The sequence below is a fragment of the Agrobacterium sp. LR_9 genome, from assembly GCF_041954855.1.
Classification (GTDB): domain Bacteria; phylum Pseudomonadota; class Alphaproteobacteria; order Rhizobiales; family Rhizobiaceae; genus Agrobacterium; species Agrobacterium leguminum.
The window spans coordinates 209,309-225,012 of record NZ_JAVAYA010000001.1 but is presented as its reverse complement, the minus strand read 5'-3'; the positions used below and the strand labels follow the sequence as shown (position 1 = coordinate 225,012).

General features: G+C 59.1%; 16 protein-coding genes. 8 read left to right on the top strand and 8 right to left on the bottom strand.

Annotation, left to right across the window (positions count from 1 at the left end):
* Positions 1–149 precede the first annotated feature (149 nt).
* Both hpf and ptsN read left to right on the top strand, forming a co-directional pair.
* Positions 150–722 carry a ribosome hibernation-promoting factor, HPF/YfiA family gene (gene hpf, locus RAC79_RS01135; protein ID WP_003520085.1) on the top strand — a complete coding sequence of 191 codons (573 nt, stop codon included), beginning with the start codon at positions 150–152 and terminating at the stop codon, positions 720–722.
* Positions 723–804: 82 nt separating this feature from the next.
* The gene (gene ptsN / locus RAC79_RS01130; protein ID WP_003503792.1) at positions 805–1,266 is read left to right on the top strand and encodes a PTS IIA-like nitrogen regulatory protein PtsN; all 462 of its coding nucleotides are present in this window, start codon (positions 805–807) and stop codon (positions 1,264–1,266) included.
* 81 nt (positions 1,267–1,347) lie between these two features.
* Here the strand turns inward: ptsN and grpE are convergent, their stop codons facing one another.
* Complete coding sequence (gene grpE, locus RAC79_RS01125; RefSeq protein WP_078051343.1) at positions 1,348–1,983, bottom strand: nucleotide exchange factor GrpE; 636 nt, start codon at positions 1,981–1,983, stop codon at positions 1,348–1,350.
* A gap of 112 nt (positions 1,984–2,095) precedes the next feature.
* Complete coding sequence (gene hrcA / locus RAC79_RS01120) at positions 2,096–3,187, bottom strand: heat-inducible transcriptional repressor HrcA (RefSeq protein ID WP_020811203.1); 1,092 nt, start codon at positions 3,185–3,187, stop codon at positions 2,096–2,098.
* A 135-nt stretch (positions 3,188–3,322) separates the two neighbouring features.
* Between hrcA and rph the strand changes: the two genes are divergently transcribed.
* Genes rph through hemW form a run of 3 tightly spaced genes read left to right on the top strand, consistent with a single transcriptional unit; the run spans position 3,323 to position 5,906 of the window.
* Complete coding sequence (gene rph / locus RAC79_RS01115) at positions 3,323–4,039, top strand: ribonuclease PH (RefSeq protein ID WP_003503798.1); 717 nt, start codon at positions 3,323–3,325, stop codon at positions 4,037–4,039.
* Between the two features lie 17 nt (positions 4,040–4,056).
* Positions 4,057–4,701 carry an RdgB/HAM1 family non-canonical purine NTP pyrophosphatase gene (rdgB, locus tag RAC79_RS01110; RefSeq protein ID WP_003520089.1) on the top strand — a complete coding sequence of 215 codons (645 nt, stop codon included), beginning with the start codon at positions 4,057–4,059 and terminating at the stop codon, positions 4,699–4,701.
* A gap of 5 nt (positions 4,702–4,706) precedes the next feature.
* On the top strand, positions 4,707–5,906 hold the full coding sequence (gene hemW, locus RAC79_RS01105) for a radical SAM family heme chaperone HemW (protein ID WP_142844287.1): 1,200 nt from the start codon (positions 4,707–4,709) through the stop codon (positions 5,904–5,906).
* 72 nt (positions 5,907–5,978) lie between these two features.
* Here hemW and dnaA read toward each other — a convergent pair whose 3' ends face one another.
* The 4 genes from dnaA to mutM all read right to left on the bottom strand — a co-directional run bounded on the left by dnaA (position 5,979) and on the right by mutM (position 10,471).
* Positions 5,979–7,439, bottom strand: a complete 1,461-nt coding sequence (dnaA, locus tag RAC79_RS01100) for a chromosomal replication initiator protein DnaA (protein ID WP_236780815.1) — start codon at positions 7,437–7,439, stop codon at positions 5,979–5,981.
* A gap of 868 nt (positions 7,440–8,307) precedes the next feature.
* A complete protein-coding gene (gene rpsT / locus RAC79_RS01095; protein WP_003493474.1) occupies positions 8,308–8,574 on the bottom strand; it encodes a 30S ribosomal protein S20 in 267 nt (88 codons plus the stop codon).
* Between the two features lie 195 nt (positions 8,575–8,769).
* The gene (locus tag RAC79_RS01090) at positions 8,770–9,543 is read right to left on the bottom strand and encodes an enoyl-CoA hydratase (protein ID WP_078051345.1); all 774 of its coding nucleotides are present in this window, start codon (positions 9,541–9,543) and stop codon (positions 8,770–8,772) included.
* Positions 9,544–9,574: 31 nt separating this feature from the next.
* Complete coding sequence (gene mutM / locus RAC79_RS01085) at positions 9,575–10,471, bottom strand: bifunctional DNA-formamidopyrimidine glycosylase/DNA-(apurinic or apyrimidinic site) lyase (protein WP_125145220.1); 897 nt, start codon at positions 10,469–10,471, stop codon at positions 9,575–9,577.
* Between the two features lie 143 nt (positions 10,472–10,614).
* On the opposite strand from mutM, the gene ubiE reads away from it, so the two are divergent.
* The 3 genes from ubiE to RAC79_RS01070 all read left to right on the top strand — a co-directional run bounded on the left by ubiE (position 10,615) and on the right by RAC79_RS01070 (position 14,082).
* Complete coding sequence (ubiE, locus tag RAC79_RS01080) at positions 10,615–11,391, top strand: bifunctional demethylmenaquinone methyltransferase/2-methoxy-6-polyprenyl-1,4-benzoquinol methylase UbiE (RefSeq protein WP_003520094.1); 777 nt, start codon at positions 10,615–10,617, stop codon at positions 11,389–11,391.
* 36 nt (positions 11,392–11,427) lie between these two features.
* A complete protein-coding gene (gene ubiB / locus RAC79_RS01075) occupies positions 11,428–13,002 on the top strand; it encodes a 2-polyprenylphenol 6-hydroxylase (protein WP_174038750.1) in 1,575 nt (524 codons plus the stop codon).
* A 165-nt stretch (positions 13,003–13,167) separates the two neighbouring features.
* Complete coding sequence (locus tag RAC79_RS01070; protein ID WP_065654590.1) at positions 13,168–14,082, top strand: sterol desaturase family protein; 915 nt, start codon at positions 13,168–13,170, stop codon at positions 14,080–14,082.
* A 9-nt stretch (positions 14,083–14,091) separates the two neighbouring features.
* Here the strand turns inward: RAC79_RS01070 and RAC79_RS01065 are convergent, their stop codons facing one another.
* Both RAC79_RS01065 and coaBC read right to left on the bottom strand, forming a co-directional pair.
* A complete protein-coding gene (locus RAC79_RS01065) occupies positions 14,092–14,466 on the bottom strand; it encodes an MmcQ/YjbR family DNA-binding protein (protein ID WP_078051349.1) in 375 nt (124 codons plus the stop codon).
* Positions 14,463–15,668, bottom strand: a complete 1,206-nt coding sequence (gene coaBC, locus RAC79_RS01060; protein WP_174038749.1) for a bifunctional phosphopantothenoylcysteine decarboxylase/phosphopantothenate--cysteine ligase CoaBC — start codon at positions 15,666–15,668, stop codon at positions 14,463–14,465. Before coaBC ends, RAC79_RS01065 begins: the two co-directional genes overlap by 4 nt.
* Positions 15,669–15,704: the final 36 nt, after the last annotated feature.

Sequence of the window (15,704 nt, the reverse complement as noted above, 5' to 3'; positions counted from 1 at the left end):
TAAGCAAGGTCATTTGTAACGGATTCATCTCCACCGTCCATGGGCGTAAAATTCGAATGAGGGCTTTTTAAGGTCTTCGAAACGCTTGGATGCGCGCGCGGCTTGACGTAAGCTGGTACTCGCAAATCACTACAAAAAGGAAAATTTCCATGAGTGTGCGTGTATCTGGTAAACATATGGAGATCGGTGAATCTTTCCGTCAGCGGATCGAGGACAATATAGGTCTGGCGGTTACCAAATACTTCGATGGGGGGTATTCAGGCCAGGTGACCGTGGAGAAGTCCGGATCGCGTTTTGCCGCGGACTGCAAGCTGCATCTCGATACCGGCGTTGTATTGCATGCGGCGGGTCAGGCAAATGATCCGCAGGCCAGCTTCGATGCGGCCGCAGAGCGGATCGAGAAGCGCCTGCGCCGCTACAAGCGCAAGCTTAAGGACCACCACAATGGTGCGAATGGCGTGTCGCAGGAAATCGCCTATACGGTGATGGATGCTATTCCCGATGAGGACCACGAGGTTCCCGAGGATTACGCACCCACCATCGTAGCGGAGAGTTCGAAACAGATTAAGACAATGTCCGTCGCCAGCGCCGTGATGGCGCTCGACATGACGGACGAACCGGTTCTGCTGTTCCGCAGCCCGGGCAAGGAATATCTCAACATCGTTTACCGGCGTCATGACGGCAATATTGGCTGGATCGACGCGGAAACGATCAAGAGCTGAACAGTCTGACAAGACGTGGGAGGCAGAGCGCGCAAGTGCACCTGCCTCCTGCATCGTCTCGATGGCATGAAGGAAAAAGAGAATGGCGTTGGCAGATTTGCTGCAACAAGATGCGATTATTCCCGCCCTCAAGGTGAATTCCAAAAAGCAGTTGCTTCAGGAGCTGGCCGCAAAGGCAGCCAGAATTACCGGAGTCTCGGAACGGGAAGTTTTCGACGTCATCCTCCAGCGTGAGAAACTCGGCTCCACCGGTGTGGGCCATGGCATCGCCATTCCGCATGGCAAGCTCAACAGCATCCATCAGATCACCGGCGTCTTCGCACGTCTTGAAACACCGGTCGATTTCGAAGCGCTGGACGACCAGCCCGTCGATCTGGTTTTCCTGCTGCTCGCGCCCGAGGGCGCCGGCGCGGATCACCTGAAGGCGTTGTCCAGAATTGCACGCGCCCTGCGCGACCCTGAACTGGTCGCCAAGCTGCGCGCCACCGATTCCGACACGGCAATCTACGCTTTCCTCAATCAGGAGCAGGCGACGGCGGCCTGATCGCGGGGTAACTCCCTCAGTTTAACGGCGATAAAAAACGCGCCCTGAAGGCGCGTTTTTTATGACGTAAAGATAGATGCCTTACGCATCTTTTTCGTTGAGAGACGACGTGCCCGGCTCGGCCGATGCGGCAACTTCCGCCTTCGGGCCGCCTTTGGCGACGCCGACCATGGCAGGACGCAGCACGCGGTCGCCGATGGTGAAACCGGCCTGAACCACCTGCAGCACGGTATTGTTCGGAACTGCCGGATTTGGAATTTCGAACATGGCCTGATGGAAATTCGGGTCGAACTTCTGGCCCTCGGCATCGATCTTCTTCACGCCGTGGCGTTCCAGCGTCGACAGCATCGAACGTTCCGTCATCTCGACGCCTTCGATCAAACCATTGAGACCGGCTTCGCCATTGGTCTTGAGTTCATCCGGAATTGCTTCCAGCGCGCGGCGAAGATTATCCGAAACGGCAAGCATGTCGCGTGCAAAGGCAGCCAGCGAATAGGCCTTGGCGTCCTTGACATCACGCTCGGTGCGGCGGCGAAGATTGTCCATCTCGGCGGCAAGGCGCAGAAATTTATCGCGCAGATCGGCGTTCTCAGCCTTGAGCAGCTCCACCGGATCGGGCTCTGCCGTTTCGGCCTGTTCTTCACCTGCCTGAGCAAGATCGACAAACTCTTCCGCGACGTCCGCGTCAGGTCCGGGCTTTTTTGTATCGTCGGTCATGACGTTCTCCAGATTTGAATATGTTGGTTGCGCCCGATATCGAGCTTTGACGGGCAAAAATCAAGGCTTGCGGCGAAAAGCTTGCCGCATTCCCTGACCTTGCGGGTCTGTCCTATCTCTGCTTGCGGGAAAGGCGGGCCATGATCTGCGCCGTGTAATCCACCATCGGCACGATACGGGCGTAATTCAGCCGGGTCGGGCCAATGACGCCGACCGCACCCACGACCCGATTGTCCTCGTCACGATAGGGCGCGACGATCAGCGACGAACCGGACAGGGAAAACAGCTTGTTTTCCGAGCCGATGAAAATCCTGACCCCCGAGCCACTTTCGGCGAGATTGAGGATTTCGATGAGATTTTCCTTGCGCTCCAGGTCGTCGAACAGCAGGCGCACCCGATCGATATCTTCCTCACCGGCGAGACCTTCGAGCAGGTTGGAGCGACCGCGAACGATGAGACGGCCGAGCTTGCCCTCCTCATTGTCTCCCGCCCATACCGCCAGACCACGCTCCACGAGGTCCTGCGCCAATATGCCGAGTTCCGATTGCAGTTCCGCCCGCTGCGTCTGGAACTGACCCCGCAACTCGTGCAGCGTCTGACCGGAGAGATGGGCATTGATGAAATTCGCCGCTTCGGTCAATTGCGATGAGGAAATGCCGGCCGGCAATTCGATGATGCGGTTTTCGACCTGATTGTGGTCGCCCACCAGCACGGCGAGCGCCTTGGTGGGTTCCAGCCTTATGAATTCGACATGTTTGAGGATGACGTCGTTCTTCGCCGTCAATACGAGGCCCGCGCCGCGCGACATGCCGGACAGCATGCGGCTCGCCTCCGTCAACAGCCCTTCCAGCGACTGTTCGTGGCCGGCGACCGGTCCGATCTGACGGTCGATAGTCGCCCTTTCCTCGGCGGGCAGGTCACCCACCTGCATGAAGGCGTCAACAAAGAAGCGCAGCCCCGTCTGGGTCGGCAGGCGACCGGCGCTGATATGCGGCGAATAGATGAGGCCCAGTTCCTCGAGATCGCTCATGACGTTGCGAACGGAGGCGGGTGAAAGCGACATCGGCAACAGCCGCGACAGGCTGCGCGATCCGAGCGGCTCGCCCGTATCGAGATAACCTTCGACGATGCGCCGGAAAATTTCCCGAGACCGTTCATCCAGCAGCGATGCCTGATCTTTTGATAGCGGTGCGGAAAAACCCATTTCGTCCGTTCTTTGTCGTTCAAACCAGCTCGCATCAATATAATGCGTTGCAACGCCGGGGCAAAATGGAAATTGGCTTTGCAAAAGCCCGGACCTCGCCTTAGAAGGCAGGGACCAACATGGAGAGTGGATCATATGCGGCCTTCAGGCAGAAAAACCGACCAGATGCGCAAGGTTTCCTTCGAGCGCAATTTCTCGAAACATGCCGAAGGTTCCTGTCTCGTGAAATTCGGCGACACGCATGTGCTCGTTACCGCCAGTCTTGAAGAAAAGACCCCACCGTGGCTGCGCAACAGCGGCAAGGGATGGGTCACCGCCGAATATGGCATGCTGCCGCGCTCCACCCATGAACGCATGAAGCGCGAGGCCGCTTCCGGCAAGCAGGGCGGTCGCACGCAGGAAATCCAACGCCTCATCGGCCGCTCGCTGCGCGCCGTCGTTGATCTGCAAGCGCTGGGTGAGCGCCAGATCAGCATCGACTGCGACGTGATCCAGGCCGATGGCGGCACCCGCACCGCTTCCATCACCGGCGCATGGATTGCGCTTCACGATTGCCTGAAATGGATGGAAACCCGCAACATGATCAAGGTCGAGAAGGTTCTAAAGGACCATATCGCCGCGATCTCCTGCGGCATCTTCGCCAACCAGCCGGTGATCGATCTCGATTACCTCGAGGATTCCTCCGCCGAGACCGACGCTAATTTCGTCATCACCGGCTCCGGCGGCATCGTCGAGGTTCAGGGCACGGCGGAAGGCGCGCCCTTCTCCGAGGAGGAATTCCTGACGCTGCTCGGTCTTGCCAAGGCCGGTTGCAGCGAACTGGTCGCCCTTCAGAAACAGGCGATCGCCTGAGCCGACAGGAAAGCACCATGCGCAAGCTCGATACCAGAACGATCGTCGTCGCCAGCCATAACAAGGGCAAGATCGCCGAAATCGCCGATCTGATCGGGCCTTTCGGCTTTTCCGCCAAATCGGCGGCGGAGCTGAATTTCGAAGAGCCGGATGAGACGGGTACGACCTTCGAGGAAAATGCCGCCATCAAGGCGCTTGCCTCCGCGAAGGCATCCGGCCTTCCGGCTTTGTCCGACGATTCCGGTCTGGTCATCGATGCGCTGGATGGTGCGCCGGGTGTCTATACCGCCAATTGGGCGGAAACGGCCGATGGCACCCGCGACTTTGCCATGGCGATGCAGAAGGTCGAAGATGCGCTGGCCGAGCGGGGCGCATCGAAGCCGGAAGACCGCACCGGCCGCTTCGTCAGCGTGCTGTGCCTCGCCTGGCCGGATGGGCATCTCGAATATTTCCGCGGCGAGGTGGAAGGCACGGTGGTGTGGCCGCCACGCGGAACGAGCGGTTTCGGTTACGATCCGGTCTTCAAACCGGAAGGATACGACACCACATTCGGCGAGATGAGCGCGGATGAAAAACACGGTTGGAAACATGGCGACGCCTTCGCGCTTTCGCACCGTGCCCGGGCGTTTAAAAAATTCGTAGAAACCTGCCTGGAGGCATGAACCCGATGGTCGGGGAGCATCAACTTTCTGCCCCCGGCGCGTCGCTTCTGCCGGATACGGGCGATCCCGGTTTCGGGATCTATCTGCATTGGCCCTTCTGTGCGGCCAAATGTCCCTATTGCGATTTCAACAGCCATGTCCGCCACCGGCCGGTGGATCAGGAACGGTTTACGGCGGCCTTTCTCCGTGAAATGGAACATATGCGGACGCTGAGCGGTCCGCGCGTCGTGACCAGCATCTTCATGGGCGGCGGCACGCCGTCGCTGATGGACCCGCAGACGGTGGGCGCACTTCTCGATGGCGTCTCGCGCTTCTGGCATGTGCCGGATGGTATCGAGATCACCATGGAAGCCAATCCTTCCAGCGTCGAGGCGGAGCGTTTTCGCGGTTACCGCGCGGCGGGCGTCAACCGTGTCTCGCTCGGCGTACAGGCGCTGAACGACCGGGACCTGAAGTTCCTCGGCCGCCTGCATGATGTTTCCGATGCTTTGAAAGCCATCCGGCTGGCGCGGGAGATTTTTCCGCGCATGTCCTTCGATCTCATCTATGCCCGCCCGAACCAGACGGTGGCCGAATGGGACGCAGAGCTGAAAGAGGCTGTCTCCTACGCTGTCGACCATCTGTCGCTCTATCAGCTGACCATCGAGGAAGGCACGCCCTTCTACGGGCTGCACAAGGCCGGCAAGCTCATCGTGCCGGATGGCGAACATTCGGCTGTGCTTTATGAGGCGACGCAGGAAATCACCGAGCGTTACGGCATGCCGGCCTATGAGGTTTCCAACCATGCCCGGCCGGGTGCTGAAAGCCGCCACAACCTGACCTACTGGCGTTATGGCGATTATGCCGGCATCGGCCCCGGCGCGCATGGACGCCTGACGAGAGGCGCTTCCAAGCTCGCAACCGCCACCGAGCGCCACCCGGAAAACTGGCTCGAAACCGTTGAGCGGGAAGGCCACGGCATGGTCGATCAGGAGCTGCTTGGCGTCGATGAGCAGGCCGATGAATTGCTGCTGATGGGACTTCGCCTGCGCGAAGGTATCGATCTCGCCCGCTGGAGCGACCTTTCCGGCCGCGATCTCGATCCGGAAAAGGAGGAATTCCTCCTCCAGCACGGTTTCGTGGAGAGGCTCGGCAATTCCCGCCTGCGCTGCACGCCGTCCGGCATGCTTATTCTGGATGCGGTGGTGGCCGATCTCGCCTGCTGACGCCAGCCTCCACCCCAGCTTTAGCCCAATAGACAAGACGACAATAAAAAAGCGGCCCGAAGGCCGCTTTTTTCATGCGTTGTTTTCGTTGATCAGGCGTTTCAACAGCTCAACCTCATGGCCGAGCTTGGTGTCGCCGGAAATCAGTTCCTCGATCTTGCGCACGGCATGCAGAACCGTGGTGTGATCGCGACCGCCGAAACGGCGACCGATCTCGGGGAAAGACCGCGGCGTCAGCATCTTTGCCAGATACATGGCGATCTGGCGCGGCTTGACGATGACGCGGGTGCGGCGGTTGGACACCAGCTCCTGTCGCGACACATTATAGTGCTTGGCGACGATGCGCTGAATATCCTCGATGCGTACACGCTTGGCCTCACCCGTCCCGACGAGATGCGACAGCAGCTCATCGACACGATCAACCGAGAGGTTCGGCTCGAAGGAGCGACGGAACATCAGCTGGTTGAAGGCGCCTTCCAGTTCGCGTCCGCTTGCCGTCACGCTCTTGGCCACATGGGTCAGGATTTCATCCGAAATCTCGAAGGACGGATCGTCCTGACGTGCCGAGCCGAGGCGGCGGTTGAGCATTTCATAGCGCATGTCGTAGTCGGGACCTTCGATCTCGATGGCCATGCCGCCCTGAAGACGGGAACGGACACGCGGATCGAGCGATTCCAGCTCCCACGGCGCACGGTCAGCCGCGACCACGACCTGCTTGGCGCTGTCGAGCAGCATGTTCAGCAGATGGCAGAATTCGTGCTGGATCATCTTGCCCTGCAGGAACTGCATGTCGTCGATGACGAGCAGGTCGATGTTGCGCAGTGTGTCCTTCAGCGTCAGCGCGTCATTGTCGCGGATCGCAGTGGCGAAACGCCACATGAAATATTCGGCCGTCAGATAGACCACGCGCGGATTGCGCGGGCTGTCGATGGCGGCATTGGCGATTGCCTGCAGAAGATGTGTCTTGCCGAGGCCGACACCCGCATGGATGAACAGCGGGTTGAAGCGCACGGCGCCGGCACCGGCTTCGGCGATCGTCTTTGCCGCCGCAAGGGCGACACGGTTGGACGAGCCTTCGACAAAGGTATCGAAGGTGAAACGGGTGTCGAGCGGCGAACCGAATAACGGCCCGGAACCGCCCTGACGCAAGGTCGCCTGCGAAGCCGCAGGCTGTGCGACAGGCGTCGCGGGCTGCGACGGAATGAAGGACTTGTTACGCTGAACCGCGCCGACTTCCGGAACGGGCTGCGCCCTTTCCTCGGTCTGTGCCGGACGGACCGGGCGGCTGGCCGAGCGGACCAGAATCTCCACCTTCAGCACATCCGGATCCTCGCTCTGGACGAGGTTCGTGATCAGATCCATGTAACGGTTGTTGATCCAGGACTTCAAAAAGGTCGTCGGAACGGTAAAACGGACGACGCTTTTCGAAACGGAATGGAGTTTGAGCCGTGCAAACCAGCTTGCATAGACCTCCGGACCAACCTGTGCCTTGAGCCGCGCGCTAAAACGTTCAAACAGCGCATCGTGCGTCATTGCCGATTTGTCCCCTGCCGCATCTGAGCAAGCTGCATCACGCGTCTTCGGTGCGCGGTCCCCATCAGCCACCGCACCCATCGCCAAATTCAATTGCATATTGCCGCCTTTCAAATTGCCAATCATAGCCTGACGATCAAAGATCGATCGCCAGAGATCCCCCTCGTATATTTTTGCCTCCAGCGTTCCCCTCGAAAGAACGTCAAAGGCGACTACTCGTTTGCGAGCCGGTTATCCCATTTCCCTCCCCCTCATGGAGAGGCCTGCGACACGCTAAAACGCTCCTTTCGTTACAACCTTAAGGCGCATTCTTGAGGACAAAAGCTCCCGCCCGTTCCGGAGACCGAAACGGCACAAAAAGCTCCATGACCTGAAAAAACGGACCCCGAAAGACCCGCCAGCAAGAAGGTGAATATCGTCGATACGATCATCGAGATAATCTGTGGACTGAGATCCGCACCCCTTGTTGAAATGCATTTAGGCAGGATCGTGGGGAGAGATCAATGGCGTTTTTTCTGCAAAAACTCAGATCGGCCATTGACTCGCAAAGGCCGTTTTGCATCACCGACGAGGTGCGAAGCAGAATCGCTTATGAATCAATGAGATTCAATTTTGGCAATTTTTGAGAGCTGATTTTGGCAAAAAAATAAAAATCTTCTTGACTCAAAACTGGCCGCGACTTCCGTAGAGAAAGCCCCCGAGTTTTCCAGAGACCTCCAGCAAGCTGTTGTTTTTATTGCAAATTTCCTGTCGTCCATCTGACATGCGTTTGTCACGTTACGGCAGCAATGGTTAACGGGCAGTTAGAATCACAAAAAGCCCGGTCAAAAGACCAGGCTTTTTGAATAATTATTTGTGATTAGCCGGATTAGGCGGAAAGAGCCTTAACGCGCTGTGCGAGACGCGACACCTTGCGGGATGCGGTGTTGCCGTGCAGCACGCCCCGGGTGGCGGCGCGCTGGATCTCGGGCTGAGCTGCCTTCAGAGCTTCGGTAGCGACTGCGAGATCACCGGAAGCGATGGCTTCCTCGACCTTGCGGATGAAGCCGCGAACGCGCGAACGGCGAGCCTTGTTGACTGCGGTACGGCGAGCGATCTTGCGGGTCGCCTTTTTCGCCGAAGTTGTATTGGCCATGTATGCCTCTCTTCGAATTCAAACCAAATTCCGCAACCATAGGATCGGGTCGTTCGAAGACCTCACGTAACCCAAGAATGCGGGAGTAATTTCGGACAAGCCGGATGGCTTTCCTTAACCGTGGGCGGGCATATACCGCTAAAGCTTACGCCCGTCAACGCGCAAAACGCTTAAAAGCGCCGATATTCCGAATCCTTAGCGATTCCGGAAAGCGGGTTTGCGCTTTTCCACGAAGGCGGCCATGCCCTCCTTCTGATCCGCTGTCGCAAAGAGCGACTGGAAGGATCGTCTTTCATATCTCAGTCCTTCCGTAAGCGGCACCTCGAAGGAGCGATTGACGCTTTCCTTGGCCATGAGAACGGAAGCACGCGACAGGGAAGCGATGCGGGTTGCCGCCTCCACCGCCTCGTCCATGAGATTTGCAGCCGGCACGACACGCGACACGAGACCGGCGCGCTCAGCTTCCGCCGCATCCATCATGCGCCCGGTCAGAACCAGGTCCATGGCCTTCGCCTTGCCGACCGCCCGTGTCAGCCGCTGCGAGCCGCCCATGCCAGGGATGACGCCGAGGGTGATCTCCGGCTGGCCGAATTTTGCCGTGTCCGAAGCGATGATGAAATCGCACATCATCGCCAGTTCGCAGCCGCCGCCAAGCGCAAAGCCGGATACGGCGGCGATGACCGGCTTGCGGGTGGCCGCAACCTCGTCCCAGCCGCCGAGAAAATCGCCGACATAGGCATCGACGAAATCCAGCCCCTGCATTTCCTTGATATCGGCGCCTGCCGCAAATGCCTTTTCCGAACCGGTTATAATGATCGCACCGATGGAATCATCGGCGGAAAACGAAGACAGAATGTGCCGCAGCTCTTTCAGAAGCACCGAATTGAGAGCGTTGAGCGCCTTGGGGCGGTTGAGGGTGATGACACCCACCTCATCGCGTTTCTCGACCAGTATCGTTTCATAGTCCACGGCAATCTCCCCTTCCGGCACTCCGGCTCCGTTACTTCTGGCAGGCGGCGCAATAAAAGGTCGAACGACCGGCCTGCACCACCCTTTCAACCGTACCCCGGCAGCCGGGCGTCCGGCAAGGCTGGCCTTCCTGATCGTAGACCGAAAAGGAATGCTGGAAATAACCGAGCGTTCCGTCCGTCTGTATATGGTCTCGCAATGAGGAGCCGCCAGCGGCGATCGCATCCGCGATCACGTCGCGGATTTTCTCCGTCAGATCGACGAGCTGCGCTTTGGGCTTGCCACCTTTCGTCACCAGCGTCCCCGCCGCCCGCAAAGGCGAAAGATGCGCGCGCCACAGCGCCTCGCAGACATAGATATTGCCGAGACCGGCAATGACCTTCTGGTCGAGCAATGTGCTTTTCAGGGGCTGGCTTTTGCCTTCAAACCGGCTCGCCAGATAATCCGCGCTCAGCGCATTGCCTGTCGGCTCCGGGCCGAGCTCGGCAAAAGCGGGGTAAAGGTCGAGCTTGTTGCGCTCCACCAGATGCATGAAGCCGAAGCGGCGCGGATCATTATAGATGACGCAGACGCGCTCTTCCCCTTTATCCAGATGAAAGACGACATGGTCATGCTTGCCGTCTTTGGACCGGGCATGGTGAAACACGCCTGGAGCATCGCCGGCCTCACCCGCCTCCGCCTCGATGCGGAACGAGCCGGACATGCCGAGGTGGGAAACGATGGTCAGCCCATCCTCCAGTTCGATCAGAAGATATTTCGCCCTGCGCCCGAGCGACAGGATCGTCTTGCCTTCGATAAGCGCTGCGAAATCCTGCGGGAATGGAAAGCGCAAATCGGGGCGGCCGAGATGGAGCCTGCGGACCCTTGCGCCTTCCATGGCGGGCGCAAGGCCACGTCTGACGGTTTCGACTTCTGGCAATTCTGGCATCTGGCTTATCCGACAGTTTATCGTTAGGACCATGTGGTCTATACAATGCACGCGAAATGTCGCGCCCAGGCGATGCGGCAACAGATAGCGTTGCCATGGCGTTTCCGCTATGGTCCGCCACGCAATAAATATGGAGACAGACGATGACCGACGCCCGTACCACTGCCCAAGGCGGCATGGAAACGTCCTATGGCTTCCACAAGGTGGACGAAGGCAAAAAGCAGGGGCTGGTCAACGAAGTCTTCCACAAGGTGGCCAAACGCTACGACATCATGAACGATGTGATGTCGGCCGGCCTGCACCGGCTGTGGAAAGACGCCATGGTCTCTTCGCTTTCGCCGCGCAAGGACGCGTCCTACAAGGTTCTGGATGTTGCCGGCGGCACCGGCGATATCGCCTTCCGTATCATCGAAGCCTCCAACCGCCTGGCGCATGCCACCGTTCTCGACATCAACGGCTCGATGCTTGCCGTCGGCGAAGAACGCGCGGCAAAAAAGAAGCTTTCCGACAATCTGACCTTCGTGGAGGCCAATGCCGAGGAACTGCCTTTCGAGGCAAACAGTTTCGACGCCTATACGATTGCCTTCGGCATCCGCAACGTGCCGCGCATCGACGTCGCGCTGAAGGAGGCGCATCGCGTGCTGAAGCGCGGCGGACGGCTGCTGGTGCTGGAATTTTCCGAGGTAGAAATGCCGTTGCTTGACCGCGTTTACGACGCCTGGTCGTTCAACGCCATCCCGCAATTCGGCAAGATGATCACGGGTGACGCCGAGCCCTATCAATATCTGGTCGAGTCGATCCGCAAATTCCCCAATCAGGAGGATTTCGCGACGATGATCCGCACCGCCGGCTTCTCCCGCGTCACCTATACCAATTACACCGGCGGCATCGCCGCCCTGCATTCCGGCTGGAAGCTTTAAGACCATGACCGGCAGACGCAGGAGACAAGCATAAGCATGAGTACTTTGGGCGCATATTTCCGCCTCGCAAGGGTTGGCTGGGTTCTCGTGCGCGAAGGCGTCGTGCTGGCCCTGCCTTCCGATGACCTGCCTGCTCCCGCCCAATTGTTGAAAGCGCTGCTGAAGCCATTCGCCCGCAGCAAGGCGAAAAGGGCGCAGCGCAGCGACCGTCTGGCGGTGGCTGTCGAGCGGCTTGGTCCTTCCTACGTGAAGATGGGCCAGTTTCTCGCCACCCGACCGGATGTGGTGGGCGCCGACTTCGCCGACGATCTTGCGAGCCTTCAGGACCGCATGGCCTTTTTCCCGGCGGTTGCGGCGAAAGCGAATATCGAAGGTTCGCTCGGCCGTTCGGTGTCCGATCTCTACAGGGAATTCGGCGATCCTATTGCCGCCGCCTCCATTGCCCAGGTTCACCCGGCAATTGTGGATACGCCGAAGGGGCCGCGCAAGGTGGCCGTCAAGGTCATCCGCCCCGGCGTGCGCCAGCGTTTCCAGAACGATCTCGAGGCGATGTATCTGATCGCCGATCTGCAGCAGCGTTTCGTCCGCTCCGCCCGTCGCCTGCGCCCCGTCGAAGTGACACGCACGCTGGAACAGACCACCAAGATCGAGATGGATCTGCGGCTCGAGGCCGCCGCCCTCTCCGAACTTGCGGAAAACACCAAGGACGATCCCGGATTCCGAGTGCCCGAGGTCGACTGGGAACGCACCGGGCGCGATGTCGTCACCATGGAGTGGATCGACGGCGTCAAGATGTCGGATATCGAAGGGTTGAAGGCCGCCGGCCACGACCTGAACAAACTTGCCGACACGCTGATCCAGTCCTTCCTGCGGCACACGCTGCGCGATGGCTTCTTCCATGCAGACATGCATCCCGGCAATCTCTTCGTCGATGCTGGGGGCGAGATCGTCGCCGTCGACATGGGCATTGCCGGACGTCTCGGCAAAAAGGAACGCCGCTTCCTTGCCGAGATCCTCTACGGCTTCATTACCCGCGATTACATGCGGGTGGCGGAAGTGCATTTCGAAGCCGGTTACGTGCCGGGCCATCACGATATAGCAAGCTTCGCCCAGGCGATCCGCGCCATTGGCGAGCCGATCCACGGCCAGCCGGCCGAAACGATCTCCATGGGCAAGCTTTTGACGCTGCTGTTCGAAGTGACCGAGCTTTTCGACATGGAAACGCGGCCGGAACTGGTGATGCTGCAAAAGACCATGGTGGTGGTGGAAGGCGTGTCGCGCATGCTCAATCCGCGCTTCAACATGTGGAAGGCGGCAGACCCCGTCGTCGGTGGCTGGATCAGGGACAATCTCGGCCCGAAACGCATCGTCACCGATCTGAAGGACGGCGTGAAGGCGGCCCTCAAGCTTGCCGAGGCAGCGCCGGAGATCGCCGCCAAGACCGAAAAGCTGCATTCCGAGTTGATGTATATGAGCGAGAACGGCCTGCGTTTCGACGCGCAGGCGGCGGAAGCCATCGGCAAGGCGGAAGCGCGCCACACCAAATGGGGACGGGCGGCACTCTGGGTCATAGCGCTGACGCTTCTTTACATCGCCATCAGGATAAGCTGAGCATCTCGGCACCAGTGAGTGCCATGTTTGTGTAATGCATTGGAGCGATAAGGGCCTGATCTCCAATCGAGACAGGTGATCGATGCGGGGTAAGGGCTGCTTTGATGCCTGCGCGGAATTGCGCCGGCGGTATAGACGGACGATGCCGGACGGGATTTGATTTTGATGGCAAAAGCGCAAGTATTGAAAGAGGCCCTTTCCTATTCTTCATGGCCGCTGGTGTTCGTCGGCGGCCTCGTGGGGTCCTATTTCGCTTTCACGAGCAGCCATCCCATCGCGGCCTTTTTGACCGTTTATGCGGGCGCGGTTTTAAGCCTGTTTCTTCTCGAACGTTATATTCCCTACGAAATCCAATGGCTTGAGGGTGACGGCGAAACCGTGAACAGCATCGGCCACACGCTTTTGACGAAAGGGCTGGTCCAGCTCGCAGCCGCCGCAGCGGCAATCTTCCCGATGGTGACCGCCAATGTGCTGCAGCCGCTCGCCGCCATGCGGTTCGACCTCTGGCCGTCTCATCTGCCGATGATCGTTCAGGTCGCCCTTGCGGTGACGATTGCCGAATTCGGCCTCTACTGGTCTCACCGTATTGCGCATGAAACCGTATTCTTCTGGCGTTTCCATGCGCTGCATCACAGCGTCGTGCGGCTCTGGGTCGTCAATACGGGACGGTTCCATGTGGCCGATTCCCTGTTCAAGATCGCGCTCAGCCAGATTCCGCTCTATTTCATGGGGGCGCCGCTACAGGTTTTCTGGTGGCTGGGCGCCGTTACCGCATTCATCGGTATTTTGACCCATTGCAACGTCGATATGAAAACGGGGCCGCTCGATTACGTGTTCAGCACCCCGCGCCTGCACCGCTGGCACCACTCAAAACAGCTTCCGGAAGGGAACACCAATTACGGTGAGAATCTCGTCTTCTTCGATCTGATCTTCGGCTCCTACCATAATCCCGACAGGCCTTCTTCCACCGATATCGGCATCAAGGGCAAGATTGCGAAAGGATTCCTGCCGCAGCTCCTGCAGCCCTTCACCAAGGAAGGCGTACGCCAGATCATCGGCAAGGACACCAAGCTCGACTGAATCGAAAAATTACAGGGCACGCGCAGTATCGATCACGATACCCAGTTCGCCCCGCAGTTTTTTGGTCAGACCGGCTGCGACAAGCTCATAGGAGCGACGCACATAATGCTCCAGTTCTTCCTGTTCCAACGGGGAATGATCGCCAATCGATATCCACTTGCGTTTGGCGAAATAGGGCGCCTGCCCTATGCCTTCCAGCGAGGTCAATATTTCGAAGCTCTCTTCCGAGCATTTCACGACCAGCCGCCAGTCCTCCCGCTCGCCAAGCACGGCAAAGACCTTGTCGCCCACCTTGGCGACATGGGAATCCCATTGGTCGACGAAACGCACGCCCGGCCATTTGCCGAGCACCCTGTCGAAAGTCTTGCGATCGAACAGGCTCATGCGAGTTTCTCCGCGATCAGGGCCGCCAGACGTTTTGCAACGTCGGCCTTATCGAGATCCGGCCAGACGTCGATGCCATCTGCGGAAATAATCTTCACGCTGTTGCGGTCTCCGCCCATGATGCCGGTTTCCGCCGAAACATCATTTGCGACGATATAATCCGCCCCTTTGCGCTCCAGCTTCGCCCGGCCGTTCTTCTCGACATCCTGCGTTTCGGCGGCGAAGCCCACGACAATCTTCGGGCGCTTTTCATGATGGCCGACGGTTTTGAGAATATCGGGATTTTCCGTCAGTTGCAGCGCCGGCGGGGCATCGCCCGGCTGCTTCTTGATCTTCTGCTCCGACGAGCCCGTCACCCGCCAGTCGGCGACGGCGGCGACCATGACGGCGATATCCGTCGGCAGTCTCGATATCACCGCATCGCGCATCTCCTCGGCGCGCTCGACATGGATCGTCGTGACCCCGGCAGGATCGGCGATGGTGACCGGACCGGAAACCAGCGTGACCTCTGCCCCCAGTTCCGCCAGAGCCGCCGCAATGGCATGGCCCTGCTTGCCGGAGGAGCGGTTGGCGATGTAGCGCACCGGGTCGATCGGTTCATGCGTGGGGCCGGAGGTGACGATCGCCGTTCTGCCCTTCAGGGGCTTTGGCCCCTCATCCAGCAGTGCGGCGGCGGCTTCGACGATCTGCAATGGCTCGGCCATGCGGCCAAAACCAGCCTCGCCTTTCTCTGCCATCTCACCGGCCATCGGGCCGATGAAAAACACGCCATCTTCTTTCAGCGTTTCGACATTACGCAGCGTGGGCTTCGCAGCCCACATTTTCGGGTTCATCGCGGGTGCCACCAGCACCTTGCGATCCGTCGCGAGAAGAATGGTGGAGGCAAGATCGTCTGCAAGACCATGCGCCATCTTCGCCATCAGATCGGCGGTGGCGGGCGCCACAAGCACGAGATCGCAGTCACGCGCCAGCCTGATATGGCCGACATCCTGTTCATCCTGCCGGGAAAAGAGCTCGGTGAAGACATGGGTGGCGGAAAGTGCACCGACGGCAAGCGGCGTGACGAATTCCTGGGCGCCCTTCGTCATCACCGGCGTTACCTTCGCGCCGCGCTCTTTCAGGCGGCGGATGAGATCGAGGCTTTTATAGGCTGCGATGCCACCGGAGATGATGAGGAGAATATGTTTGCCTGAAAGCGTCATGATGCCGGACCAGTTTCCCGTTTGAGGGGAAACTAA